Here is a 22778-nt window from a genome sequence, read left to right as displayed (position 1 = left end):
GGGTGCGGTGCACGAAGCAGTACGGCAGGCGCCGCAGTCGGCCTCCTCCCCGGAGGCCACTGCGGCGCCTGTCGCGTTCCACGGTCCGGCCGCTATGGTCGGTCAGGTGCGATCGAGGTGCGGGGGAGCGCCCCGACGCCAGGCCCAGGGGGGAACTTCATGACGACGCCACCGCCACCGTCGGCGCCGAACGGGCCGGGATACGGCTTCCCGCAGCAGCCGCCGCCGGGAATGCACCCGGTACCGGGCGCGCAGCCCGCACCCAGTGCGCCGGGGCCCGCGGGCTTCGGTCCGCCGCCGGGCTTGCCCACGTCGCCCGGGATGCCGACCGCTCCGGGCGCGGGGACGCCGCCCCGCTCCGGAGGGAACCTGCGGCGCAACGCCGTCTGGGCCTTCGTCGGCGCCATACTCGCCTCGGCCGGCTGGACCGCCGCCGTGGTGGCCGTCCCCGGCATGGTCAGCAGCGACTCCTCGCCGCGCAGCCTCGGCAGCTACCACCTCTCGGACGACTTCTGCACCACCGCGAAGCCCACCAAGCTGCTGCAGACGTACTCCGTCTCGGACACCTCGGCACCGACCCACCACACCGACCGGCACCCGGCCCTGGACAGCATGAACTGCTCGATGAGCCTCAAGCGGACCGGCGGCAACAGCGACAGCGAGTACGCCTCGGTCTACCTGCGCGCCGACCTGCACAAGGCCGTCAACCCCGCGCCCGAGCTGGCGGCCAACAAGGAGCTGTACCGGGCCCGCGGCTACCAGGTCACCGACGTCCCCGGGATCGGCGAGGAAGCGTACTTCCTGTACAAGGACGACGCCTCGGACAAGTACCACAGCGTCTACGCGGAGCTGGACATCCGCGACGGCGGGATGACGTACTACATCAACTACAGCGCCAGCTACACCGAGGGGAAGGCCAAGCCGCCGTCCAAGGACGACCTGCGCAGCGCCCTGCAGTCCGACGGCCAGGACGCCGTCCGGGCCATGAAGAAGTAGCCCTCCGGCCCGGCCCGCTGTTCGCGTCGGCCCGCGCCGAGCCCCGCCGAGCACCGCCGGGCACCGCCGGGCCCGCCGCGTCGAATGGCCCCGCCGCGTCGGTGGGCGTCAGTAGGCGGGGCGTCAGTAGGCGGGGCGGGAGCCGGCCCGCGCGGCCCGGGCGACGGCGACCACCGCGCGCTCCAGGGCGAAGGCCGGGTCGTCCGACCCGCCCTTGACGGCGGCGTCGGCCTGGGCGATCGCGGTCAGCGCGGTGGCCACCCCGTCGCCCGTCCAGCCGCGCATCTGCTGGCGGACCCGGTCGACCTTCCACGGCGGCATGCCCAGCTCGCGGGCCAGGTCGGCCGGGCGCATGTTCCGCCCGGTGGTCGCCAGCCGCCCGATGCTGCGCACGCCGGAGGCCAGCGCGTAGGTGATACCGGTCGGCGGCTGGCCGACGGCCAGGGCCCAGCGCAGCCGCTCCAGCGCCTCGGCCGCCCGGCCGGTGACCGCCAGGTCGGCCACCTCGAAGCCGGTCGCCTCGGCCCGGCCGCTGTAGTAGCGGGCCACCACCGTCTCGTCGATCGTGCCCTCGACGTCCGAGGTCAGCTGGTTGCACGCGGCCGCGAGCTCGCGCAGGTCGCTGCCGAGCGCGTCCAGCAGCGTCTGGCAGGCCTCCGGGGTCGCCGAGCGGCCCAGCGTGCGGAACTCGCCCTTGACGAAGGCCAGCCGCTCGCTCGCCTTGGTCAGCTTGGCGCAGGCCACCTCGCGGCCGCCCGCCTTGCGCCCGGCGTCCAGCAGGCCCTTGCCCTTCGCACCGCCGGCGTGCACCAGCACCATGATCACTTCTTCGGCCGGGGCCTCGATGTACGCCTTGACCTCCTTCACCGAGTCGGCGGAGAGGTCCTGGGCGGCGCGGACCACGATGACCTTGCGCTCGGCGAACAGCGACGGCGTGGTCAGCTCGGCCAGGCTGCCGGGCTGCAGCCCGCCGGGCGGCAGATCCCGTACGTCGGTGTCCGGGTCCGCAGCCTTCGCCGCCGCCACCACCTGGGCGACCGCGCGGTCCAGCAGCAGCTCCTCCTGGCCGACCGCGAGGGTCAGCGGGGCGAGCAGGTCGTCGGGTGCACTCTTCCTGGCCATCGTCTACCAGCATCCCACGGGCCGCGGACACTCCCGCCCGATCGGCCGAGCCGGGCAGCCTGGACAATGGCCGGGTGACCGAGAACCACACCACCGACCTCGCGGACCTCGACGACCCGCACGCCCGGCAGCTGCTCGTCCTGCCCGACCGCGACACCGCCGAAGAAGCCGCCGAGGAGCTCAGCGCCACCCAACCCGACCTCGGCGAGCTCGAGATCGTACGCGACGCGCTCGCCGGCGAGGACGACGCCGAAGACGCCCAGTGGCTCATCGTGGTCGAAGCCCCGGACACCGGCTGGACCCCCGCCCTGCTGCACGCGCTCGACGCCCTGGCCGCTGAGCACGAGGGCTGGCGCGAGCAGGCCTGAGGGCCGGGCCTCGTCGGCCGGGTCTGACGGGTCTGACGGGTCTGACGGGTCTGACGGGTCTGACGGGCGGATCGTGCCGTCAGGCCTGACGGATCGAGTCTTGCCGGGGAACCCTGCTCCCGGCTCTGCGAAGTGCTGTGGGGCGGGCCAGTTAGGGCCAATTTTGTTCCTGCTATTTTCGGCGCGCTCCGGGCTTGGCCCGGAGCGCGCCGAAACGTTTCTTCTGGCCCCGCCCCGCCCCTCCACTCCTCCCCCAACCCAACCCCCAACCCCTTTCCCTTCCCCACTTCGTGGTTGGGAGGAGGAGGAAAGCGGGGGTCACGCGGGCGGGGCCCGCGGTGTGCCCGGGGTCTGCCCGGGGCGGGTGGGGACCACCGAGTTGCTCGCGCCGCGGGCACGCGGCTTGTGGGCCGCGTGGGTGGGCTGCGGGTGGACGGACACGCCGAGAGTGGCCGGAGAGTCGCCGGTCACCGCGATGTCGCCCGCCCGGTCGGTCCGCAGCACGGTCGCGCCGAGCGCGCGCAGCCGGTCGACCGTCTTCGGGGAAGGGTGTCCGTAGGCGTTGCCCTCGCCGCAGGAGATGAGGGCCAGTCGGGGCCGCAGGGCGCCGGCGAGGTCCCAGTCCTGGTGGGCCGAACCGTGGTGCGCGACCTTCAGGACGTCGACCCTCCCCAGGCGGCCCAACAGGGCCGACTGGGCCGGTGGTTCGAGATCTCCAAGCAGTGCCATCCGTAGTCCTCCTGTCAGTGTCACCATCAGTGCGACGCTCGCGTTGTTCGCCCCGGGCGCCTCGATGTCCGCCCCCGGAACGGGCCACACCACGTCCCAGGCCAACTCCGCTCCGATCGACCGCCGTTCGCCGCGGCCGGCCCTCAGCATCGGAACTCCGGCCCCGGCGGCCCAGCCCCTCACCCGGGCCGCCTCGCCCGGCGGCTCGTCCAGCGTCGTGCCCTCGACCGCGCCGACCTTGCGCCCCCGCAACACCCCTGGCACGCCCTCGACATGGTCAGCGTGGAAGTGTGTCAGCAGCACGAGCGGCACCGTCGTGATGCCGAGGTCGCGCAGGCATCTGTCGGCGGCGTCCGGATCCGGCCCGGCATCGATCACCACGGCGCTGTCCGGCGCACCGGCCGCGAGGGCCAACATGTCTCCCTGGCCGACGTCGCACATCGCCAGGCGCCACCCCGGCGGTGGCCAGCCGGTGGCGATCCGGGTGAGTTGCGGCGGGCGCAGCAGTACGGCCAGCAGGACCACCAGCAACGCGCTCGTCACCAGTACCCGCACTCTGCGGCGCCCGGGGCGGGGGCGGACGGGCGCCCGGATGTCGGGCTCCGCCCGGCGGGGCAGCAGGAGCGGCGCCGCCCAGCAGACCGCCAGGACCGCCAATGCGACCGTCGCCGTCCCGAACCAACCTCCCGGCCAGGACAGTTGGCCGCCCGGCAGCTCGGCGCCGCGTCGCGCGACCAGGGCGAGCCAGCCGGCCGGCACCCCGGCCGGCATCGCGAGCAGGCCTGCCAGGGCCGGAAAGAGCGGCTGCAGGACGAGCACTCCGAAGCCGAGCAGCGTCGCCGGGGCCACCGCCAGCTCGGCCAGCAGGTTGCACGGGATGCCGACCAGGCTGATGTGCCCGGACAGCACCACCGTCACCGGCGCGCACAGTGCCTGCGCGGCCGCCGTCGCCGCGAAGGCGCCGGCCAGGTGGTGCGGCCAGCGCCGGGCCCGCAGGGCCTCGGCCCAGTGCGGCCCGAGGACGAGCAGCCCGGCCGTGGCGAGCACCGAGAGCAGGAAGCCGAACGAGCGCGACAGGAACGGGTCCAGCAGGACCAGCACCAGAACGGCTCCGGCGAGCGCGGGCACGGCCCGGCGGGGGCGGCCGGTGGCCAGGGCCAGCATGCCGATCAGCCCCGTCCCGGCCGCCCGTAGCACACTGGGCTCGGGGCGGCAGACGGTCACGAAGGCCAGCGTCAGCCCCGTGCCGAGCAGGGCGGCGGTGCGCAGCGACAGCCCCAGCACCGCGGCCAGCCCGCGCCGTTCCGCAGTGCCGGCCTGGCCGGGCGCGCCGAGCAGTGCGCCGAGGACGATCGCCAGGTTGGCCCCGCTGACCGCCACCAGGTGGACCAGGTCGGTGGCCCGGAAGGCGTCTTCGAGGTCGTCGGGCAGGCGCGAGGTGTCGCCCACCACCAGGCCCGGGAGCAGCCCGCGCGCGTCCGGCGGGAGCCCCTCGGTGGCCGCGCGCAGGCCCTCGCGCAGCCGGCCGGCGATTCGCTGCGGCAGGCTCGGCGGTGCCAGCTGCCGGGGCGGGCCGTGGACGAGCAGCAGCGCCGCGGACTCGGTGTCATGGCCCTCCCCCGCCGGCTGCACCTCGGCCTCCACGGCCAGCCGCTCGGACGGGAGCAGCCGCTGCCAGGTCTCGCTGTCTGCCCCTCGGACCATGACGGTCACGGGTGTGCGCGTCCGGGTGGTCCGCCTGTCCGGGAGCAGGACGACGCGGTCGGCCATCGCGTCCACGGTGAGGAGCGCCTGCCCGCCGGTGGTGCCGCCCCGGGAGGTGTGGACCTTGGGGTCTCCCGTGACGGTCAGCTCAACCTCCACCGCCGGGGCGGGGGCGGGCGCGGCCGGCGACCGTGGCGCGGCGTGCTCGGCCGCGCGGGCGAGTTCGGGCAGCGGGCCCCGGTGCAGGTCGGCCGTGTGCAGCGGGGTGGCGATCGCGGCCGCCGCTCCGGTGAGCAGGGCGGCGGCCAGCGTCACCGCGGCCCCGCGCCGACGCAGGACGCCCGGCCGGATGAGCAGCAGAACGGCCGCGAGCGCGGCGACGCCCGCCATCGCGAAGACGGAGGCCTCGTATCCCGACTCCAGGCGCAGGAGCGCCGCCGTGACCACCCAGGCCGAGACGGCGGGCAGCAGAAGCCGGAAGTCGGTGTCCGAAGAGCGGGCAGGCGGGTTCGATGCGGTGGCTGCGGACACGGCGGTACCTCCCTTCGCAGCGAGGGGGACGGATGGGGGAAGCGTCAGAGGGTGAGCAGCGGACGGAGTTCCGCGTACGTACGGGTGCCGATGCCGCTGACCTGCCGGAGCTGGTCGAGGGAGCGGAAGGAGCCGTGCGAGGTGCGGTAGGCGAGGATGCGCTGGGCGAGGGTCGGGCCGACGCCGGGGAGGGTGTCGAGCTGTTCGAGGGTGGCGCGGTTGAGGCTGACGGGTGGCCGGGGTACGGCGGGGCCCGGGGGTCCGCTGCCGGTTCCGGCGGCCGGGGCCGGGGCGGGGGCAGGGGCCTGCTCGCCGACCAGCAGCTGCTCACCGTCCGTCAGGACGCGGGCCAGGTTGAGGTTCTTGGTGTCCGTCTCCGGTAGCACTCCGCCCGCGGCCCGCAGGGCGTCGGCCACCCGCGAGCCGCCGGGCAGGGTGTGCAGGCCGGGGATGTGGACCCGCCCACCGACGTCGATCACGACGGCCGCACCGACGCCGACCCCAGCACCAGCGCCGGGCACGGCGCCGCCCGAGACGGCGGGACCGGCCTCGACGGCACCGACCGCACCGACCGCACCGACCCCTGACGTCGCATCGGCGGGGGCCGACGCGTCCGGCCCCGGCAGCGCCGAGGCAGCCGCCAGCGCGGGAACGGCGACCGTCTCCGGTCTGGCCAGCCAGAAGTGCTGGACGGCATAGCCGACCGCGAACAGCAGCAGGATGACCAGCCCGGCCACCGCGCGCCGGTCAAGCACCACCGCCGGAGCGAACGAACCGAACCGCGGACGCGCCCCGGCGCCCGGTGGCTCCACAGCAGCGCCCGGTGGCTCCGCGGCGGCGCCCAGACCCGTACCCGCACCCGCACCCGCACCCGCACCCGCACCCGCACCCGCACCCGGTGGCAACGGCGCCGCGCCCGTCGGCGGCCCGGTCGCCGGCAGCTCCCCCGTCGCGGACGAGACCGCGCCCGCAGCGGCACCCGCAGCCGTAGCCGCCCCCGGGGAACCTCCCCCGCCTTCCCCCGTGCCCCGGCCGCCCACCGGCTCGTCGGCCGTCGGCAGCAGCGCCGCCATCCGCAGCCGCACCGTCTCGTTGATCGCTTGGCGCTTCGCCGCGCCCGGGCCCATCGTCGTCATGCCGAGGACGGTAGGAGTCCCCCGACGAGCGCGCCGAAATTACCGAAAGCCTGTGGATAACCCGGGGGTTGTGGACAAAAATTGTCACTCACACGAGCGATCAAGGCCATCACAAGTTGACCGGCACGGCGCTCGGCCCGCCGTTCCCGAACCGCCCGAAACCAGCCCGCCCCGTCAGCGCGGAGCGACCACCACCGCGAGCAGCCCCGGCCCGACATGCGCGCCGATCACCGCCCCCACCTCGCCGACGTACAGCTCCCGCAGCCCCGGCACCCGCGCCCGCAGCCGCTCCGCGAGCGGCTCGGCCCGGTCCTCGGCGGCGAGGTGGTGCACGGTGATGTCGACTTCCCGCTCCCCCGACCGCTCGACCGCGATCTCCTCCAGCCGCGCGATCGCCCGCGACGCCGTCCGCACCTTCTCCAGCGGCTCGATCCGCCCCCCGTCCAGGTGCAGCAGCGGCTTGACCGCCAGCGCCGACCCGAGCAGCGCCCGCGCCGCCCCGATCCGCCCGCCCCTGCGCAGGTGCTCCAGGGTGTCGACGTAGAAGAAGCCGTTGGTCTCCGCCGCCCGCCGGCCCGCCGCCTCGGCCGCCCCGGCCAGGCTCTGCCCGGCCGCGATCGCCTCGGCCGCCGCCAGCACCCCGTACCCGAGCGCCATCCCGACCAGCCGGCTGTCCACCACGCGCACCGGGACGGGCGCCTCGGCGGCCGCCAGCCGGGCGGCCTCGACGGTGCCGGACAGCTCTCCCGAGATGTGCACCGAGACGATCCCCTTCGCCCCGGCTTCGGCGGCCGCCCGGTACGCGGCGGCGAAGGTCTCCGGGTTCGGCCGTGAGGTGGTCACCCGCTGCTTGCCGTGCAGCGCCTCGGCGACGTCTTTCGGGGAGATCTCGACGCCCTCGCTCAGGACCGAGTCACCGACCGCGACGCTCAGCGGGACCACCGTGATCCCGTGCCGGTCGAGGGCCTCCTGCGGCAGATAGGCCGTGGAATCGGTGACAAGCGCGAGGTCGGAGGGCATGAGGCGGAGGTTACTCCCCGTTCGTGCGCGGGAACAGCGGCCGTCGGCGGACCACCGCGCCGCGGACGCGAGGTGCCCGCGAACCGCCCGCAAGGTGCCCGCGACCCGCCCACGAGCCAACCCACGAACTGCTCAGAGAGCCGAGCCCGGTGAGCGCCGGGGAAGTCAGCCCGCCGAGGGCCCCGCCGAAGGCTTTCGCAGCCGCTGCGCCAGCTTGGCCAGCGGATCGGCGAGCCCCAACAGCTCCTCCGCGCTCGCACGCCCCTTCCCGTCCGTCAGCCCGGCCCGAGCTGTACCTGCGGCCGTACCCGCGGCCGCCCCCGCCGAGCCACCGGCACTCGAGCCGGACCCTGCACCGGCGCGACCAGAGTCGGCGCGACCAGAGTCGGCGGAAGCAGAACCGGCGGGAGCAGGACCGGCCCCGTCCCAGTGCCGCAGCGCCCCCGCCTCGCTCTCGCATTCCTGGCTGAGCCGGCTCAGCTCGTCCTCGGCGAACCGGTGCATCCGGTCCTGCGCCGCCCAGCGCATGGTCTCCGCCGCGTGCGTGATCCGTTCCGCCCGCTCGCGCAGCTCCGGCAGCTTGGCGGCGATCCGCGCGGTGTCCGGCTCGCGTTCGAGCATCCGCAGCTCGCCGTCGAGCTCCGCCGCGTGGGCGTCGAGCCGGGTGAGCAGGGCGAGCGCCTCGGCAAGCTGGCCGTCCTGCCCGAGTCCGCCTTCGAGCACCTGCCGGGTGCCGTCGAGCGAGGTCCGCAGGCCGAGCCGGACGGTGGCGATCTGCGCGGGCGGGCCGATCCTGGTGTACGTCTTCGCCTTGAGGGTGGCGGTCTCCACGGCGCGCCGGGCGTTCGCCTCGTGCTTCTCGATCTTCGCGCCGACGGCCTTGGCCGCCTTGACCGTGCCGACCACCGCCAGGACGACCCCCGCGATCCCGAAGAGCAGGACCAGGCCGATCATCACGCCGAACACGTCCATCGTGCGCCACCTTCCGCCACCGTTTCGGCCCCCACCGGGCCCAACGCGGGCCTCATCGCCGAGGGTTCCACGGTAGCGCCGGAGCCCTCCCCGGGGCGGCCCGAGCGGGCCCCGCGGCCCGAGATCAGGGACAGATCCGGGATCTCCCCGAGGGCCCGAGCCCGTCCCCGTCCCCCTCGACAGGGCCCCGAGCCCGTCCCCGTCCCCCTCGACAGGGCCCCGAGCCCGTCCCCGTCCCCCTCGACAGGACCCCGAGCCCGTCCCCTCCGCCTCGACACGGCCCCGAGCCCGTCCCCCTCCCCCTCACATGGCACCGGGCGGGCGCCCCGAAGGACGCCCGCCCGGTCAGCCCCGGCCCCGGAATCAGCCGGTGACGATGTTCACCAGCTTCGGAGCACGCGCGATGACCTTGCGCACCTCCGCGCCGCCGATCGCCGTGACCACCGCCGGGTCCGCCAGCGCCAGGGCCTCCAGCTCGGCGTCCGAGATGCTCGGCGCGACCTCCAGCCGGGCCTTGACCTTGCCCTTGATCTGCACGACGCAGGTCACCGACTCGTCGACCACGTACGCCGGGTCGGCGACCGGGTAGTCGGTGTGCGCCAGCGACTCGCCGTGGCCCAGCCGGCGCCACAGCTCCTCGGCGATGTGCGGGGCCAGCGGCGCGACCATCAGCACCAGCTGCTCGGCCACGGCGCGCGGCGTCGAGCCGCGCTTGACCAGGAAGTTGTTCAGCTCGATGGCCTTGGCGACGGCCGTGTTGAAGCGCAGCGCGGCCATGTCGCCGCGGATGCCGTCGATCGCCTTGTGCAGGGCGCGCAGCGTCGCCTCGTCCGGCGTCTCCTCGGTGACGACCAGTTCGCCGGTGGTCTCGGAGACGACGTTGCGCCACAGCCGCTGCAGGAAGCGGTAGGAGCCGACGACGGCGCGGGTGTCCCACGGGCGGGAGACGTCCAGCGGGCCCATCGACATCTCGTACAGGCGCAGCGTGTCGGCGCCGTACTCGTCGGCGATGTCGTCCGGCGCGACGGCGTTCTTCAGGGACTTGCCCATCTTCCCGGCCTCGCGCTTGACCGGCTCGCCCTGCCAGGAGTACTGGCCGTCGCGCTCCTCGACCTCGGTGGCGGGCACCGGGAAGCCGCGCTCGTCGCGGTAGACGTCGGCGGTGATCATGCCCTGGTTGAACAGCTTGTGGAACGGCTCGACGGAGGAGACGTGGCCCAGGTCGTGCAGCACCTTGTGCCAGAAGCGCGCGTACAGCAGGTGCAGCACGGCGTGCTCGGCACCGCCGACGTACAGGTCGACGCCGCCGGCCGGCTTTGTCTCCGTCGGGCCCAGCCAGTACTGCTCGTTGGCCGGGTCGACGACCGCCGAGGAGTTGGCCGGGTCGACGTAGCGCAGCTCGTACCAGCACGAACCCGCCCAGTTGGGCATGGTGTTGGTCTCGCGGCGGTACTGCTTCGGCCCGTCGCCCAGGTCCAGCTCGACGTTGACCCAGGCTTCGTTGCGCGACAGCGGGGTCTCGGGCGAGGAGCTGGAGTCGAACGCGTCGTAGGTGCGCGGCGAGTAGTCGTCGACCTCGGGGACCTCGACGGGCAGCATCGACTCGGGCAGCGCGTGCATGACGCCGTCCTCGTCGTAGACGATCGGGAAGGGCTCGCCCCAGTACCGCTGGCGGCTGAACAGCCAGTCGCGCAGGCGGTAGTTGACGGTGCCCTCGCCGATGCCGCGCTCGGCCAGCCAGGCGGTCACGTGGGCCTTGGCGTCGACGACGCTCAGGCCGTCCAGGGTCAGCCCGTCACCGGAACCCGCGGAGCCCTGCTCCCGGGCGGAGTTGACGATGACGGAGTCGTACGTGTCGAACGCGTCGTCCCACTGCGTCGGGTCCTCGCCGCGTCCGTCGGTCGGCTCGACGACGCAGCGCATCGGCAGGGCGAAGGCGCGGGCGAAGGCGAAGTCGCGGTGGTCGTGGGCGGGGACGGCCATGATGGCGCCGGTGCCGTAGCCCATCAGCACGTAGTCGGCGATGAACACCGGGACGGACGCGCCGCTGACCGGGTTGACGGCGTAGGCGCCGGTGAAGACGCCGGTCTTGACCTTGGCGTCGACCTGGCGCTCGACGTCCGACTTGGCGGCGGCGGTGGCCCGGTAGGCGGCGACGGCCTCGGCGGGGGTGGCGGCGCCGCCGGTCCACTCGGCGGGCACGTCCTGCGGCCAGGCGGCGGGGACGATCGAGTCGACCAGGCCGTGCTCGGGCGCCAGCACCATGTAGGTGGCGCCGAACAGGGTGTCGGGGCGGGTGGTGAAGACGGTGATCTTCTCTCCGGAACCGACCGCGAAGTCGACCCGGGCGCCTTCGGAGCGTCCGATCCAGTTGCGCTGCTGCAGCTTGATGGCCTCGGGCCAGTCCAGCAGGTCCAGGTCCTCGATCAGCCGGTCGGAGTACGCGGTGATGCGCATCATCCACTGGCGCAGGTTGGACTTGAACACCGGGAAGTTGCCGCGCTCGGAGCGGCCGTCCGCGGTGACCTCCTCGTTGGCCAGTACGGTGCCCAGGCCGGGGCACCAGTTGACCGGCACCTCCTTGGCGTACGCCAGGCGGTACTCGCTCAGCGCCTCGTCGCGCTCGGCGGCGGACAGGGACGCCCACGGGCGCCCGTCCGGGGTCTGCCGCTCGCCGGACTCGAACTGCGCGACCAGCTCGGTGATCGGACGGGCCTTGCGGGCGGCCTCGTCGTACCAGGAGTTGAAGATCTGCAGGAAGATCCACTGGGTCCAGCGGTAGTACTCCGGGTCGATCGTGGAGATCGAGCGGCGCGGGTCGTGGCCCAGGCCCAGCCGGCGCAGCTGGTGGCGCATGTTGGCGATGTTGGCCTCGGTGGAGACCCGCGGGTGGGTGCCGGTCTGCACCGCGTACTGCTCGGCGGGCAGGCCGAAGGCGTCGTAGCCCAGCGTGTGCAGCACGTTGTGGCCGGTCATCCGCTGGTAGCGGGCGAAGACGTCGGTGGCGATGTAGCCCAGCGGGTGGCCGACGTGCAGGCCCGCGCCCGAGGGGTACGGGAACATGTCCATGATGAAGCTGTGCGGCTTCGCGGCGACGTCACCGGCCGACGGGTCGGCCAGCGCACCGGTGGGGTTGGGGGCGTGGAAGGTGCCCTCCTTCTCCCAGATGTCCTGCCAGCGGGACTCGATCTCGGCCGCCAGCGCGGCGCTGTACCGGAACTGCTCGGTCGCGGTCTCGGCCGCGCCGGACGCAGGGGTCGTCTCGCTCATGGTCCTTCAAGCTCCATCGATGTCGGTTGGCGAACCGCGCAGGAGGCCGGCCCGTGGGCCCCGCCCGGGACGGGGTCGGGGGCGGAAAACAAAAAAGCCCCTCGCAGGAGGGGACGCCACGCCGACTCCGGCACCGCCCGAGGGCTCAGCCGGTCCTGGTCAGCGCGGCCGGCTAAGGAGCAGGCGCACGGTTCGCATGGGCTCAGGGTACCGCAAGCGACTCAGCGCGCTCCCGGGTATACCCGCCGGGACGGCCGCCCCGCACCAGCCTCGCCGACCAGCCGGACCGCCACCACGGCAGCCCCACGGCGACCGTCCCACCAGGACAGCCCCACGCACCCGGAACCAGCGGCCAACCGCCGCACCACCGCCCCAACACCCCACCGCACCCGCACCCGCGCCACCACCCGCACCACCACCCCGCCACCCTCACCGCGCCGCCGCCACCCGCCCCGCCGCGTCGAAGTCCCGCAGCGCCTTAGCCAGCCGCTCGGACTGCATCCCCGCCGCGAGCGAGCGCGCCAGCGCCGCCGTGCGGGCCGCCTCCCGCTGGTCGCCGAGCCGCCGGTGGGTCTCGGCGAGGCGCACCATCAGCAGCACCTTGGAGCGGGCCCGCCCGGGGCCGAGTCCGGCCACGGCCTCGGCGAGCAGGGCCTTCGCGAGCCGGTTCCGGCCGAGCGCCAGCCACGCTTCCCCCACCATCCCGGCGAGGGAGGCATGGGCCTCCTCGGTGCCGGGCACGCCGTCCAGTTCGGCGAAGGCGCGGGCGGCGGCGGCCTCGGCCCGCTCCGGCTCGTCCCGGCGGCCGTACGCGCGGGCGAGCCGGCCGAGCTGGCGGGCCCGGCCGGTGGGGCCGAGCGCGGCGCCGTGGGCCTCCAGGGCGGTTTCGAGTGCGGAGACGGCGTCCAGGCCGCGTCCGCCCGGGCCCTGGGTGGCGAGCACGACCAGCGCGCCGAGCACGGCGACCCCGAGCCGGGGGTCTCCGCTGACGTGGGCGGCGCGCAGGGCGGCGACGAAGGCGCGTTGGGCGGCCGCGTCGTGGCCGAGGTCGTACGCGGCCCAGCCGGCTAGCCGGGCGAGCCGGCTGGCCGTGCCGTAGAGCTCGCGTCCCAGCCGTTCGTCGTACGCGCCGAGTTCCAGCAGTTTGGCCAGCATGGCGAGTTCGGCCCGGGTGGGGCCGAGGACGAGGCCGCCGCCGCAGGAGCGTTCGAGCCGCTGCTTGCTGCGGTAGGACAGGCCGAGTTCGCCGACCAGTCCGGCTTCGACGCACAGCGCGCCCTCGCCGCCTCCGACGGGTGGCGGCGGGGAGGCGAGCCGGGCGGCGGCCTGGTCGAGGTCGGCGTTGCGGAACAGGTCGGTGAGGCGGACCGGTCCGGCGTCGGTGGCGGCTTCGCGCAGCGCGGTCTGGGCGGTGTCGGCGGTCCACGGGTCGGTGAGCAGCCGGGGCGAGAGGATCTTGGCGCCGCGGTGGCCGCCCATCCGGCCCCAGAGCTGCTCGTAGGTGACCGCGATGCCGAGGGTGCGGCTGAGGACCTCGCAGACCGCCTGGTCGTGCGGGCTGCGTGGCACCATGCCGCGGTCGCGCCACTTGTACGGGGCGGTGGAGCTGATGGCCAGGCCCGGCGGCAGCGCGAGGCTCACTTCACGGGCGAGCCGTTCCGGACTCCAGCCGAGTTGGTGGAGTATCCGGGCCAGTTCCTCGTTCCGCCTTCGCTCCAGATCGGCCATGGCACGACGGTAGCGGGATTCCGGGTGCTCCCGCCGGTGGCGGGGGCGAAACGGCGAAGAGCCGCCTCCCGAAACGGGAGGCGGCTCTCGACTGCTGTGGAGCTACGGGGAATTGAACCCCGGACCTCTTGCATGCCATGCAAGCGCTCTACCAACTGAGCTACAGCCCCTTGACCTGCGATGTCACCGGGTTCTTGGCCGTTTCCGTCCGGTTTCCCTCGGCGACATCGACTACTTTACACGGTCAGGGGCGTGCTCCAGAAATCCGTTTCCTGAGGTCCCGGCGGGGGCTCCCGAGGAGCGGCGCTCCGCGCCCCCGAGTCCGCCCCCCGCCCTCCACCCTCCACCCTCCGCCTTCCGTCCCCCGCCGCAGGACCGTCCCCTATGCACGACGGCACCTTCCTCCTAACGCACGGCCCGCCGGCTGCGCGCGGCGAAGCCCGCGGCGGCCAGGACCGCGACGGCGTTGACCAGCAGCGTGGTCTGCAGCGCGTGTCCGGAGTCGGCGGCCGGTGCGGGCAGGTCGACCTGCCCGAGGAACACCGAGCCGAGCACCGCGACCCCGATCACCTGCCCGAGCTGGATGACCGTCACCATGACCCCGCTGGCGTCGGCCGCGTCCTCGGGCGCCACCCCCGCGAGCGCCCGGGCGAACAGCGGCGCGTACGCGCAGCCGGCGATCAGGCCGAGCGCGGCCATCTCGGCCAGCGGTCCCGCGCCGATCTCGGCGCCGCCGCCGAGCAGGACGCCCAGCAGCAGGTAGCCACCGCCGAGGAGCACCGCAGCGAGCGTCGGCAGGGCCGCGTGCAGCCGTCCGGGCAGCCGGTGCCAGTGCATGCTGGACACGCCGAAGCCGATCGCGACGGGCGCCGAGCAGAGCCCGGCCTTCAGGGCGGTGTGGCCGAGCGCGGCCTGCTGGTGCAGGGCGAAGGAGAACATGAAGCCGGCGAAGGCGGCCATGATCGCGAACAGTCCGGCCGCCGCCGGCCGCAGCCCGGGGGCGCGCAGCACCCGTCCGGGGATCAGCGGCTGCCCGCCGCCGCGGGCGATCCGGCGCTCGACTACCACGAACAGGCCGAACAGCAGCACGCTGCCCGCGATCATCGCCCAGCCCCAGGCGGGCCAGCCGAGCTCGTGGCCGAGGACGAGCGGCACCACCAGCAGGCCGAGTGCCGCGCCGAGCACCACCAGGCCGGGGATGTCGAAGCCGCGCGAGGCGTCGCCGGGGGTCCGGGGCAGCAGCCGGGCGCCGGCGGCCAGCAGCAGCACCCCGATCGGCACGTTGACGAGGAACACCGGCCGCCACCCGCTGCCGAACAGGTCGGCGCTGACCAGCACGCCGCCGAGCACCTGGCCGAGCGCCATGCCGCCGGCCAGCACCGCCGAGTAGAGGCCGAGCACCCGGGTGCGGGCGGCGCCGGTGAAGGTGCGCTGCAGCAGGCTCATCACCTGGGGCACCATCAGTGCCGAGCCGGCGCCCTGGAGCAGTCGGAAGGCGATCAGCCAGCCGGTGGACGGGGCGAGGCCGCAGGCCAGCGAGGTGGCGGTGAACGCGGCCAGGCCGATCTGGAACAGTCGGCTGTAGCCGTACCGGGCGCCCAGCCGGGCCCCGGTGATGAGCAGCACGGCGTAGGCGATGGTGTAGCCGGCGATCACCAGTTGCAGGGCGGCGCCGGAGGCGCCCAGGTCGGTCCGGATGGTGGGTACCGCGACATTGACGATGGAGACGTCGAGGACGGCCATGAACTGCCCGCACAGGACGAGCGTGAGGAGGAGACCGGGCCGTACGGCCGGGGCCCCGATGGTGCGTCCGGCCACACTGGGCCGGATCTGAAGGTCCGTCATGGCCACCAGCCTGCGGCCGTGCCGGTACTGGTGGTTAGAGCCTGCTGATCCTGGTACTGGCAGCACCTGTATCGCCCGGCGGACCTGCGGCACGATGGTGGCCATGACCGTCCTGGAGGAACTGCCGACCGCCACGGGCGGGCGCGACCGCCGCCGCACCGAGCTGGCCCGTTTCCTGAAGGCCTGCCGGGCGCGGGTCACTCCCGAGGAGGTCGGGTTGCCGCCCGGGCTGCGCCGTCGTACGCCGGGGCTGCGGCGCGAGGAGGTGGCGCAGCTCGCCGGGGTCGGGGTCACCTGGTACACGTGGCTGGAGCAGGGGCGGCCGATCAACGCGAGCGAGCAGGTGCTGCTGGCGGTGGCCCGGGCACTGCGGTTGGACGGCACCGAGCGCGAGCACCTGTTCCGGCTGGCCGGGATGTCCCCGTCGCCGCACGCGCAGCCGGCCCCGCCGGAGCTGAGCCCGTCGATCCAGGTGATCCTGGACTCGCTCGCCCCGCTGCCGGCGGCGGTCTCCAACACCCGCTTCGACGTGCTGAGCTACAACGGGCCGTACCGCTCGCTGTTCGGCGCCGAGCGGATGCGCCCGTCCCGTGGGGTCGCCTTCAACAGCCTCTGGTGCATGCTGACCGCGCCGCCGTGCTGCAACCCGTGCGAGAACCGTGACGAGGCGCTGCCGCGGATGGTGGCGGTGCTGCGGTCGGCCTACGGCAAGCACGTGGGCGAGCCGGCCTGGGAGCAGCACGTGCAGGAGCTGTCGGCGCGCAGTGAGCTGTTCCGGGAGCTGTGGGACCGCCAGGAGGTCGCGCCGCCGGAGACCTGGCTGCGGTTGTTCCGTCATCCGGAGCTCGGGGTGCTGCGGCTGAACGCCACCTATCTGACGATGCCGGGCGTGCCGGAGTGCTACATCGTCGTGTACGTGCCGGCCGGCCCGGAGGACCGGGAGCGGGTCGAGCTGCTCGGTTCGCTGCCGCCGGGCGGCTGGACGCACATCTGCGTGTAGCGGGGGCTTAGGGCCCGGAACGCCGGAAGGCCGCCACCCGATGGGTGACGGCCTTCCGAACTCCTGTGGAGCTACGGGGAATTGAACCCCGGACCTCTTGCATGCCATGCAAGCGCTCTACCAACTGAGCTACAGCCCCGCGACACGGGCGACCCTGGATGACCACGACCGCCGATGCGGAGTGGAGCTACGGGGAATTGAACCCCGGACCTCTTGCATGCCATGCAAGCGCTCTACCAACTGAGCTACAGCCCCGCACTTCACCGGATCTTCCGCTTCCCTTTCGGGCCGCGTTCCCTTCCGTGCGAACGAGGAAGACTCTAGCTGGTCAGGGCCGGAACTGCGAAATCCGGCCCTTCGAGGCCCCCGCACGCCCGTGTCAGACGACCGCGGCGGAGCCGCTCAGGTGTCGCCCCAGGTGTCGCCCCAGGCCGCCTCAGGCGTCGCCTCAGGTGTCGTCGCCGATGACCGGCTGCGGGAGCGTGCCCGCGTTGTGCTCCAGCAGGCGCCAGCCGCGCGCTCCCTGGCCCAGCACCGACCAGCAGCAGTTGGACAGTCCGCCGAAGCACTCCCACTGGGCCGGCTCCAGGTCCAGCAGCCGCCCGAGCATGGTGCGGATCGTCCCGCCGTGGCTGACCACGACCAGGGTGCCGTCGTCCGGCAGCTTGGCCGCGGCCTCCAGCACCACCGGCACCGAGCGGTCGGCGACCTCGGCGGCCAGTTCGCCGCCACCGCCGCGCCGCACCGGCTCGCCGGCCGCCCAGGCCGCGTACTCCTCCGGGAAGCGTTCGCGGATCTCGGCGTTGGTCAGGCCCTGCCAGGAGCCCGCATAGGTCTCCCGCAGGCCCTCGTGGTGGGTCACGTCGAGTCCGGTGACCTTGGCGAGCTCGTCGGCGGTGCGTCGGGCGCGCTCGAGGTCCGAGGAGATCAGCAGGTCGGGGTGGAGCCCGGAGAGCAGCCGGGCCGCTCGCTGGGCCTGCAGCACGCCCTGGCCGGTCAGCTCGATGTCAGTGGTGCCCTGGAACCGCGATTCGAGGTTCCAGGAGGTCTGACCGTGTCGCCAGAAGACGATGCGCGGGCCGCGCGCGCCGCGGCTCAGTGCAGGTCCTCGGGCTTGCCGAAGTCGTCGGCCGGGGCGAGCGCGTTGCCGGCCTCGTCGGTGTGCGCGTCGGGGCGGTTGCGGGAGGCCAGGGCGTCCTCGGGCAGCGGCAGCTCGGGGCAGTCCTTCCAGAGCCGGTCGAGCGAGTAGAAGGAGCGCTCCTCGGAGTGCTGGACGTGCACGACGATGTCCAGGTAGTCGAGCAGGATCCAGCGGCCGTCGCGCTCGCCCTCGCGGCGCACCGGCTTGATGTCCAGCTGCTCGCGCAGCTGGTCCTCGATCTCCTCGGCGATCGAGCGGACCTGGCGGTCGTTGTTCGCGGAGGCGATCAGGAAGGCGTCGGTGATCGACAGCACCTCGCTGACGTCGAAGGCGATGATGTTGTGCGCGAGCTTGTCGGCCGCCGCCTGGGCGGCGACGGTGATGAGCTGCTGGCTGTGGTCGGTGACGGTCACGGTGTTCTTCCGGCTCGGCGGCGTGGGGCGGCGCCCCGGCACAGGGCCGGGGTCGCCTTCCAGGATCTCACGCCGCCAGGGCGGGCCCGGAACCGTTTTCCGGGGCCGCCCGGCCGTGGCGCCACCGCGGGCCGGGCCGTCGAACGGCCCACCGCCGGCCCTACTGGTTCTTCGGCGCCTGGTAGTCCTTGCCGAGGACGACCAGCAGGTCCGCGTTCTGGGTGTCCCCGGTGACCTTCTTCACCGCCGTGTCCGGCAGGCCGAGGCTGGTCGCCAGCGACTTCGCCGTGCCCTGCCGGGCGTCGTCGGTGTAGCGGATCTCACTGCTTGCCTGCGCGGCGGTCTTGGCTCCGCCGGGGATGAACGTCAGGCCCGAGTTGACGATCTGGACCTGCGCGGCGGCGGCCGCCGCGTCGTTGCCGCTGGCGTCCTGCAGCGCGACCCGGGCCGGGGCGTCGCCGACGGCCGCGGACTTCACGGTGCCGCCCAGCACGTCCTTGACCTGCTTGCCGGCGGTCGCCTCGTCCAGGCTGCCGTCCGGCTTGACGGTCAGCGCGGTGGTGCCGACGTGGCCCTCCTTCGCCTGCTGGGCGAGCTGGGCGAGCACCCCGGCGAGGGCGTCCTCGGGCAGCGAGGGGTCGAGCACCGCGTTCATCCGGTGCACGTCGTCCTTGGCGTCCTTGAACTCGGTCGGCATGGTGCGCAGCACGGCCTCCATGACCTGCCCGAACCGGGCCAGCTGGACGTCCCGGCTCTCGCCGGGGTTCTGAAGCGTGGCGTACGCGACCGCGGCCTTCCCGCTGAGCATGGTGTTCTTCCCGGCCGCGGACAGCAGCTTGCCGTCCGGCTTGCCGCCCTCGTGGGTCTCTGCGTTGGTGTCCACCCGGACGCCGCCGAGCTGGGAGACCAGCAGTTCCAGGTACGGGGTGTCCAGGCGCCAGGTGCCGGCCACCGGGGCGCCGAGCACGGTGGACAGGCCGTCCCGGGTCGCCGAGGCGCCGATGGCGTCCATGGCCTGGCCGACGGTGGTGACCGGCGGGTCGGCAGGGCCGGGCAGCCGCAGGGTGTCGGGCAGCAGCAGCACGGTGCCCTTCTTCCCGGAGGCGTCGTCGACCAGCAGCGCGCTGGACACCTTGCCCTGCAGGTCGCGCAGGTGGACGACGTTGACCTGGCGCCCGCCGGCCGCGGCGGCCGCGGTCGGCTTGTCGCCGCTGAACCACAGGTAACCGCCGACGCCGCCCGCCGCGAGCGCCAGCACCACGCCGAGGCCGATCAGCCGGTTGCGCAGCTTGCGGCGGCGCTCGGCGCGCACCTCGCTGCGGGACTCGGCGAACTTCAGCCAGTCGATGACGTCCTCGGACTCCTCCGGCTCCTCGTCGACGAAGGTGAACTCGCCCGTGGTGTAGCTGTCCTTGGGCGCCTTGCTCCCGGCCTTGCCACCCCGCGCCCCGGCGACCTGCTCGGACGGCGCCGCGGGCTCGGCCGGCGCCGCCTCGGCGGCGGGCCTGGGCACCCGCGGACGCGGCGTCACGGGTGCGGAAGGAGCGACGGGCGCAGCGGCGACAGGCGAGGCGGCCTCGGGCTGCGCCTGCGGCTCGGCGACCCCCGGGGCGGCCTGGTACGGCTGCTGGTAGCCCTGCTGCCCCTGGTACCCCTGCTGCTGGTAGCCGTACGGGTCCTGGGTGTACACCGGTTGCCCGTACTGGTCGTACTGCGGCTGCTGCCCGTACGACTCGTAGGACTCGTACGACTGCTGCTGCGGGAACTGCCCGGTCTGACCGGCCTGACCGGCCTCACCGGTCTGCCCGGCCTGCTGGTACCCCTCGTACCCCTGCTGCCCCTGGTACCCCTGCTGCTGGTAGCCGTACGGGTCCTGGGTGTACACCGGCTGCCCGTACTGGTCGTACTGCGGCTGCTGCTGCTCGTACGACTCGTACGACTGCTGCTGCGGGTGCTGCCGGTACCCCTGGCCCTGGCCGTGGCCCTGCCCCTGGTACCGCTGCTGGTACTGCCCGGTGGACCAGTCCTCCGGCCGCTGCTGGCCATCGCTGCGTTCGGTCATGCGCCGCTCCTGGCTCAGGTCCCGCGCGGCGCGTACAGCGCCCGCTTGTCGATGTAGCGGACCACGCCGTCCGGAACGAGGTACCAGACCGGCTCGCCCTTGGCGACCCGGTTGCGGCAGTCCGTGGAGGAGATGGCCAGCGCCGGGACCTCCACCAGGGAGACCCCGCCCACCGGAAGCCCGGCGTCCGACAGAGTGTGCCCCGGGCGGGTGCATCCGATGAAGTGGGCCAGCGAGAAGAGTTCGTCGGAGTCGCGCCAGGACAGGATCTGGGCGAGCGCGTCGGCGCCGGTGATGAAGAAGAGGTCGGCGTCCGGGTGCAGGGCGTGCAGGTCGCGCAGGGTGTCGACGGTGTAGGTGGGGCCCTTGCGGTCGATGTCGATCCGGCTGACGGAGAACTGCGGGTTCTCGGCGGTGGCGATGACCGTCATCAGGTAGCGGTCCTCGGCCGGCGTGACGTGGCGGTCGCTCTTCTGCCACGGCTGCCCGGTCGGAACGAAGATCACCTCGTCCAGGTGGAACGCGCTCGCGACCTCACTGGCGGCGACGAGGTGGCCGTGGTGGATCGGGTCGAAGGTCCCGCCCATCACCCCGAGTCGCTTCTTCACCGGCTCCGGTCCGCCGGGATTCCCGGCCTGCTCTCCCATGCCGCCACACCTTACGCGACGCCCGTTACGGTGCGGGAACGCCCGGGTGGGGGTTGCTCGCAGACCCGGTGGGGGTTGTCCGCAGATGCGTGAGGGAGCGGCCGGCCGGTGGCCGGACGCTCCCCGAGCGGTCCCCGAACCGGGCTCAGCGGTCCCGGTTGAAACGGGTGGTGATGAAGAGCAGGAGCAGCAGGATCACCAGGGCGGCGCCACCCGTCAGGGCCGGGTTCAGGCTGTCGTGGTTGCCCCCCTCGCCCTCGGCGAGCAGGTTCAGAACGGGGAGTGCGGCAGCAGTGCTCATGGTCGTCGGGACCTTCTCGGCTCGGTTGAACGGACCTGGGGGTTGTTCCGGGCCGGTGAGGGCCCACCCGTCATCGTACGGGGGGTGGCACGGCAACCGCTCGGCGGCCCACCGCCGCTGACCGGACGTGAGCCGGTACGAGCCACCGGAAGGCGGGAGACCAAGAAACCGATGCCCGGCCGAGAGCGAGGCCGGGCCGAGAGCGAGGCCGGGGGCCGGGCCCGGAGCCAGGCCGTGGGCCTAGTTGCCGCGGAAGGCGCGGGCCATCAGCCAGACCAGCAGGCCGATGCCCACGAAGGACGCGATCACGATGATCCGCAGGAAGAGGCCCGGGCCGGCCTCGTCGGAGATGGGCGCGGCCAGGCTGACAAGCGTGTCGGTGGACATCTGCGGGGCTCCTCGAACTGCTCGGTACCGCGGCCGGGTCCGGTCTCGGTGGTCCAGGGCATTCAGGGTAAACCGGCCTCACACCGGCGCCGCCCACCGACCCCTTCGGCGCGGCCGGGCCCGCACGTACGCCGGCCCGCGGGGACGAGTACGCAACCACGGACGTTGCACAGACAGTCGTTTCAGGCGAAGACCAGCGGGGGGCCGGCCAGCGGGCCGCGGCCGCCGTCGACCAGGAGGTACTCAGACCATGACCGACACGACCGCGAAGACCCCGAGCCGCCGCCGCGAGCGTTTCCCCGGGATCTCCACCCGGGCCTGGGAGCACCCGGCGGACCGCTCGGCGCTGGTCGCCCTGCGCAAGCTGTCCGGCTTCGACGACATCCTGAAGAAGCTCGCCGGGCTGGTCTCCGAGCGGGCGATCCGGCTGATGTTCCTGGCCACCGCGGTGAAGACCTCCGAGCGCCAGTTCCCCGAGCTGTACGACATGGTGCGCGACACCGCCTACGTGCTCGACCTGGAGCAGGTCCCGGACCTGTACGTGACCCAGGACCCGACGGTCAACGCGTTCACCATCGGCATCGACACCCCGATCATCGTGGTCACCAGCGGCCTGGTCGAGCTGCTCGACGAGGAGGAGCTGCGCTCGGTCATCGGCCACGAGGTCGGCCACGCGATGTCCGGCCACGCCGTCTACCGGACGATGCTGATGATCCTCACCAACATCGCGGCCCGGATCGCCTGGGTGCCGCTCGGCAACCTGGCGATCATGGCCCTCGTCACCGCGCTCAAGGAGTGGTTCCGCAAGGCGGAGCTGTCCAGCGACCGGGCCGGCCTGCTCGCCGGGCAGGACCTCCAGGCGTCCATGCGGGCCCTGATGAAGCTGGCCGGCGGGCACAACCTGGCCGAGATGAACGTCGACGCCTTCCTGGAGCAGGCAGCGGAGTACGAGAGGGCCGGCGACCTGCGCGACAGCGTGCTCAAGCTGCTCCAGGTGCTGCCGCAGACCCACCCCTTCGCGGTGGTCCGGGTCGCCCAGCTGAAGAAGTGGGCGGAGAGCGACGAGTACCGCTCGATCATGACGGGCGCCTACCCGCGCCGCGCGGACGACTCGGACACCTCGGTCGGCGAGCAGTGGAAGGCCGCCGCCGACCACTACACGACCTCGGTGAAGGAGAGCAAGGACCCGCTGATGGGCCTGCTCCGGGACGTCGCCGGCGGCGCCGCGACGGTGGGCGGCAAGCTTCGCGACACCTTCACCGGCGGCAACCGCGGCGCCTCGAACGGCTCGACCGCTTCGACCGCTTCGACCGACCACAGCGAGAACTGACGGCTGACCCCAGCGGCCGCCGACCGCTGAGCACCGACGACGGCCGGTGACCCGCCCGGGTCACCGGCCGTCCGCC

The 22778-nt window shown here is 73.6% G+C and carries 18 protein-coding genes and 3 tRNA genes; 4 read left to right on the top strand and 17 right to left on the bottom strand.

What is annotated here, in order from left to right:
• Nucleotides 1-321 precede the first annotated feature (321 nt).
• The gene (locus ACZ52J_RS18950; RefSeq protein ID WP_465620122.1) at nucleotides 322-996 is read left to right on the top strand and encodes a hypothetical protein; all 675 of its coding nucleotides are present in this window, start codon (nucleotides 322-324) and stop codon (nucleotides 994-996) included.
• Nucleotides 997-1119: 123 nt separating this feature from the next.
• On the opposite strand, the gene holA is transcribed toward ACZ52J_RS18950, so the two are convergent.
• Nucleotides 1120-2118: a DNA polymerase III subunit delta gene (gene holA, locus ACZ52J_RS18945; RefSeq protein ID WP_465620120.1), complete on the bottom strand. Its 999-nt coding sequence runs from the start codon at nucleotides 2116-2118 to the stop codon at nucleotides 1120-1122.
• 74 nt (nucleotides 2119-2192) lie between these two features.
• Between holA and ACZ52J_RS18940 the strand changes: the two genes are divergently transcribed.
• Nucleotides 2193-2486 carry a hypothetical protein gene (locus tag ACZ52J_RS18940; RefSeq protein WP_465620119.1) on the top strand — a complete coding sequence of 98 codons (294 nt, stop codon included), beginning with the start codon at nucleotides 2193-2195 and terminating at the stop codon, nucleotides 2484-2486.
• A gap of 318 nt (nucleotides 2487-2804) precedes the next feature.
• Here the strand turns inward: ACZ52J_RS18940 and ACZ52J_RS18935 are convergent, their stop codons facing one another.
• The 8 genes from ACZ52J_RS18935 to ACZ52J_RS18900 form a co-directional block, all read right to left on the bottom strand.
• Nucleotides 2805-5450 (bottom strand): ComEC/Rec2 family competence protein, encoded by a 2646-nt coding sequence (locus ACZ52J_RS18935; protein WP_465620117.1) that lies wholly within the window; start codon nucleotides 5448-5450, stop codon nucleotides 2805-2807.
• A gap of 44 nt (nucleotides 5451-5494) precedes the next feature.
• A complete protein-coding gene (locus ACZ52J_RS18930) occupies nucleotides 5495-6208 on the bottom strand; it encodes a ComEA family DNA-binding protein (RefSeq protein ID WP_465620115.1) in 714 nt (237 codons plus the stop codon).
• Between the two features lie 552 nt (nucleotides 6209-6760).
• Nucleotides 6761-7606: a DegV family protein gene (locus ACZ52J_RS18925; protein ID WP_465620113.1), complete on the bottom strand. Its 846-nt coding sequence runs from the start codon at nucleotides 7604-7606 to the stop codon at nucleotides 6761-6763.
• Between the two features lie 165 nt (nucleotides 7607-7771).
• A complete protein-coding gene (locus ACZ52J_RS18920) occupies nucleotides 7772-8578 on the bottom strand; it encodes a hypothetical protein (RefSeq protein WP_465620111.1) in 807 nt (268 codons plus the stop codon).
• 363 nt (nucleotides 8579-8941) lie between these two features.
• Nucleotides 8942-11848: a leucine--tRNA ligase gene (gene leuS / locus ACZ52J_RS18915; RefSeq protein ID WP_465620109.1), complete on the bottom strand. Its 2907-nt coding sequence runs from the start codon at nucleotides 11846-11848 to the stop codon at nucleotides 8942-8944.
• A gap of 429 nt (nucleotides 11849-12277) precedes the next feature.
• Complete coding sequence (locus ACZ52J_RS18910; RefSeq protein WP_465620107.1) at nucleotides 12278-13576, bottom strand: hypothetical protein; 1299 nt, start codon at nucleotides 13574-13576, stop codon at nucleotides 12278-12280.
• Between the two features lie 97 nt (nucleotides 13577-13673).
• Nucleotides 13674-13746 (bottom strand) — tRNA-Ala (locus ACZ52J_RS18905).
• A 235-nt stretch (nucleotides 13747-13981) separates the two neighbouring features.
• Complete coding sequence (locus tag ACZ52J_RS18900; RefSeq protein WP_465620105.1) at nucleotides 13982-15421, bottom strand: MFS transporter; 1440 nt, start codon at nucleotides 15419-15421, stop codon at nucleotides 13982-13984.
• Between the two features lie 103 nt (nucleotides 15422-15524).
• Between ACZ52J_RS18900 and ACZ52J_RS18895 the strand changes: the two genes are divergently transcribed.
• The gene (locus ACZ52J_RS18895; RefSeq protein ID WP_360509504.1) at nucleotides 15525-16421 is read left to right on the top strand and encodes a helix-turn-helix transcriptional regulator; all 897 of its coding nucleotides are present in this window, start codon (nucleotides 15525-15527) and stop codon (nucleotides 16419-16421) included.
• Between the two features lie 66 nt (nucleotides 16422-16487).
• On the opposite strand, the gene ACZ52J_RS18890 is transcribed toward ACZ52J_RS18895, so the two are convergent.
• From ACZ52J_RS18890 to ACZ52J_RS18855, 8 genes are all read right to left on the bottom strand, one after another.
• Nucleotides 16488-16560: transfer RNA gene (locus tag ACZ52J_RS18890), tRNA-Ala, on the bottom strand.
• Nucleotides 16561-16603: 43 nt separating this feature from the next.
• Nucleotides 16604-16676 (bottom strand) — tRNA-Ala (locus tag ACZ52J_RS18885).
• Between the two features lie 193 nt (nucleotides 16677-16869).
• On the bottom strand, nucleotides 16870-17520 hold the full coding sequence (locus ACZ52J_RS18880) for a histidine phosphatase family protein (RefSeq protein ID WP_465620296.1): 651 nt from the start codon (nucleotides 17518-17520) through the stop codon (nucleotides 16870-16872).
• Entirely contained in the window at nucleotides 17517-17975 is a 459-nt protein-coding gene (rsfS, locus tag ACZ52J_RS18875) for a ribosome silencing factor (RefSeq protein ID WP_360509506.1), read from the bottom strand. Before rsfS ends, ACZ52J_RS18880 begins: the two co-directional genes overlap by 4 nt.
• A gap of 160 nt (nucleotides 17976-18135) precedes the next feature.
• Nucleotides 18136-20037, bottom strand: coding sequence for an LCP family protein (locus ACZ52J_RS18870; RefSeq protein ID WP_465620102.1), 1902 nt, complete (start codon nucleotides 20035-20037; stop codon nucleotides 18136-18138).
• Nucleotides 20038-20051: 14 nt separating this feature from the next.
• Entirely contained in the window at nucleotides 20052-20684 is a 633-nt protein-coding gene (gene nadD, locus ACZ52J_RS18865; RefSeq protein WP_360509510.1) for a nicotinate-nucleotide adenylyltransferase, read from the bottom strand.
• A 145-nt stretch (nucleotides 20685-20829) separates the two neighbouring features.
• The gene (locus ACZ52J_RS18860; protein WP_224284513.1) at nucleotides 20830-20985 is read right to left on the bottom strand and encodes a hypothetical protein; all 156 of its coding nucleotides are present in this window, start codon (nucleotides 20983-20985) and stop codon (nucleotides 20830-20832) included.
• A gap of 240 nt (nucleotides 20986-21225) precedes the next feature.
• Complete coding sequence (locus tag ACZ52J_RS18855; RefSeq protein WP_360509512.1) at nucleotides 21226-21372, bottom strand: hypothetical protein; 147 nt, start codon at nucleotides 21370-21372, stop codon at nucleotides 21226-21228.
• A gap of 250 nt (nucleotides 21373-21622) precedes the next feature.
• On the opposite strand from ACZ52J_RS18855, the gene ACZ52J_RS18850 reads away from it, so the two are divergent.
• Complete coding sequence (locus ACZ52J_RS18850) at nucleotides 21623-22702, top strand: M48 family metallopeptidase (RefSeq protein ID WP_465620100.1); 1080 nt, start codon at nucleotides 21623-21625, stop codon at nucleotides 22700-22702.
• Nucleotides 22703-22778 lie beyond the last annotated feature (76 nt).

It is taken from the genome of Kitasatospora sp. NPDC034035, from assembly GCF_055575755.1.
This window is presented reverse-complemented; position numbering and strand designations above follow the sequence as displayed.

Coding starts and splice junctions, on each gene's coding strand:
- ACZ52J_RS18950 (WP_465620122.1), top strand. CDS start 322: ATGCCGACCGCTCCGGGCGCGGGGACGCCGCCCCGCTCCGGAGGGAAC.
- holA (WP_465620120.1), bottom strand. CDS start 2,118: ATGGCCAGGAAGAGTGCACCCGACGACCTGCTCGCCCCGCTGACCCTC.
- ACZ52J_RS18925 (WP_465620113.1), bottom strand. CDS start 7,606: ATGCCCTCCGACCTCGCGCTTGTCACCGATTCCACGGCCTATCTGCCG.
- ACZ52J_RS18920 (WP_465620111.1), bottom strand. CDS start 8,578: ATGGACGTGTTCGGCGTGATGATCGGCCTGGTCCTGCTCTTCGGGATC.
- leuS (WP_465620109.1), bottom strand. CDS start 11,848: ATGAGCGAGACGACCCCTGCGTCCGGCGCGGCCGAGACCGCGACCGAG.
- ACZ52J_RS18910 (WP_465620107.1), bottom strand. CDS start 13,576: ATGGCCGATCTGGAGCGAAGGCGGAACGAGGAACTGGCCCGGATACTC.
- ACZ52J_RS18900 (WP_465620105.1), bottom strand. CDS start 15,421: ATGACGGACCTTCAGATCCGGCCCAGTGTGGCCGGACGCACCATCGGG.
- ACZ52J_RS18895 (WP_360509504.1), top strand. CDS start 15,525: ATGACCGTCCTGGAGGAACTGCCGACCGCCACGGGCGGGCGCGACCGC.
- ACZ52J_RS18870 (WP_465620102.1), bottom strand. CDS start 20,037: ATGACCGAACGCAGCGATGGCCAGCAGCGGCCGGAGGACTGGTCCACC.
- nadD (WP_360509510.1), bottom strand. CDS start 20,684: ATGGGAGAGCAGGCCGGGAATCCCGGCGGACCGGAGCCGGTGAAGAAG.
- ACZ52J_RS18860 (WP_224284513.1), bottom strand. CDS start 20,985: ATGAGCACTGCTGCCGCACTCCCCGTTCTGAACCTGCTCGCCGAGGGC.
- ACZ52J_RS18855 (WP_360509512.1), bottom strand. CDS start 21,372: ATGTCCACCGACACGCTTGTCAGCCTGGCCGCGCCCATCTCCGACGAG.
- ACZ52J_RS18850 (WP_465620100.1), top strand. CDS start 21,623: ATGACCGACACGACCGCGAAGACCCCGAGCCGCCGCCGCGAGCGTTTC.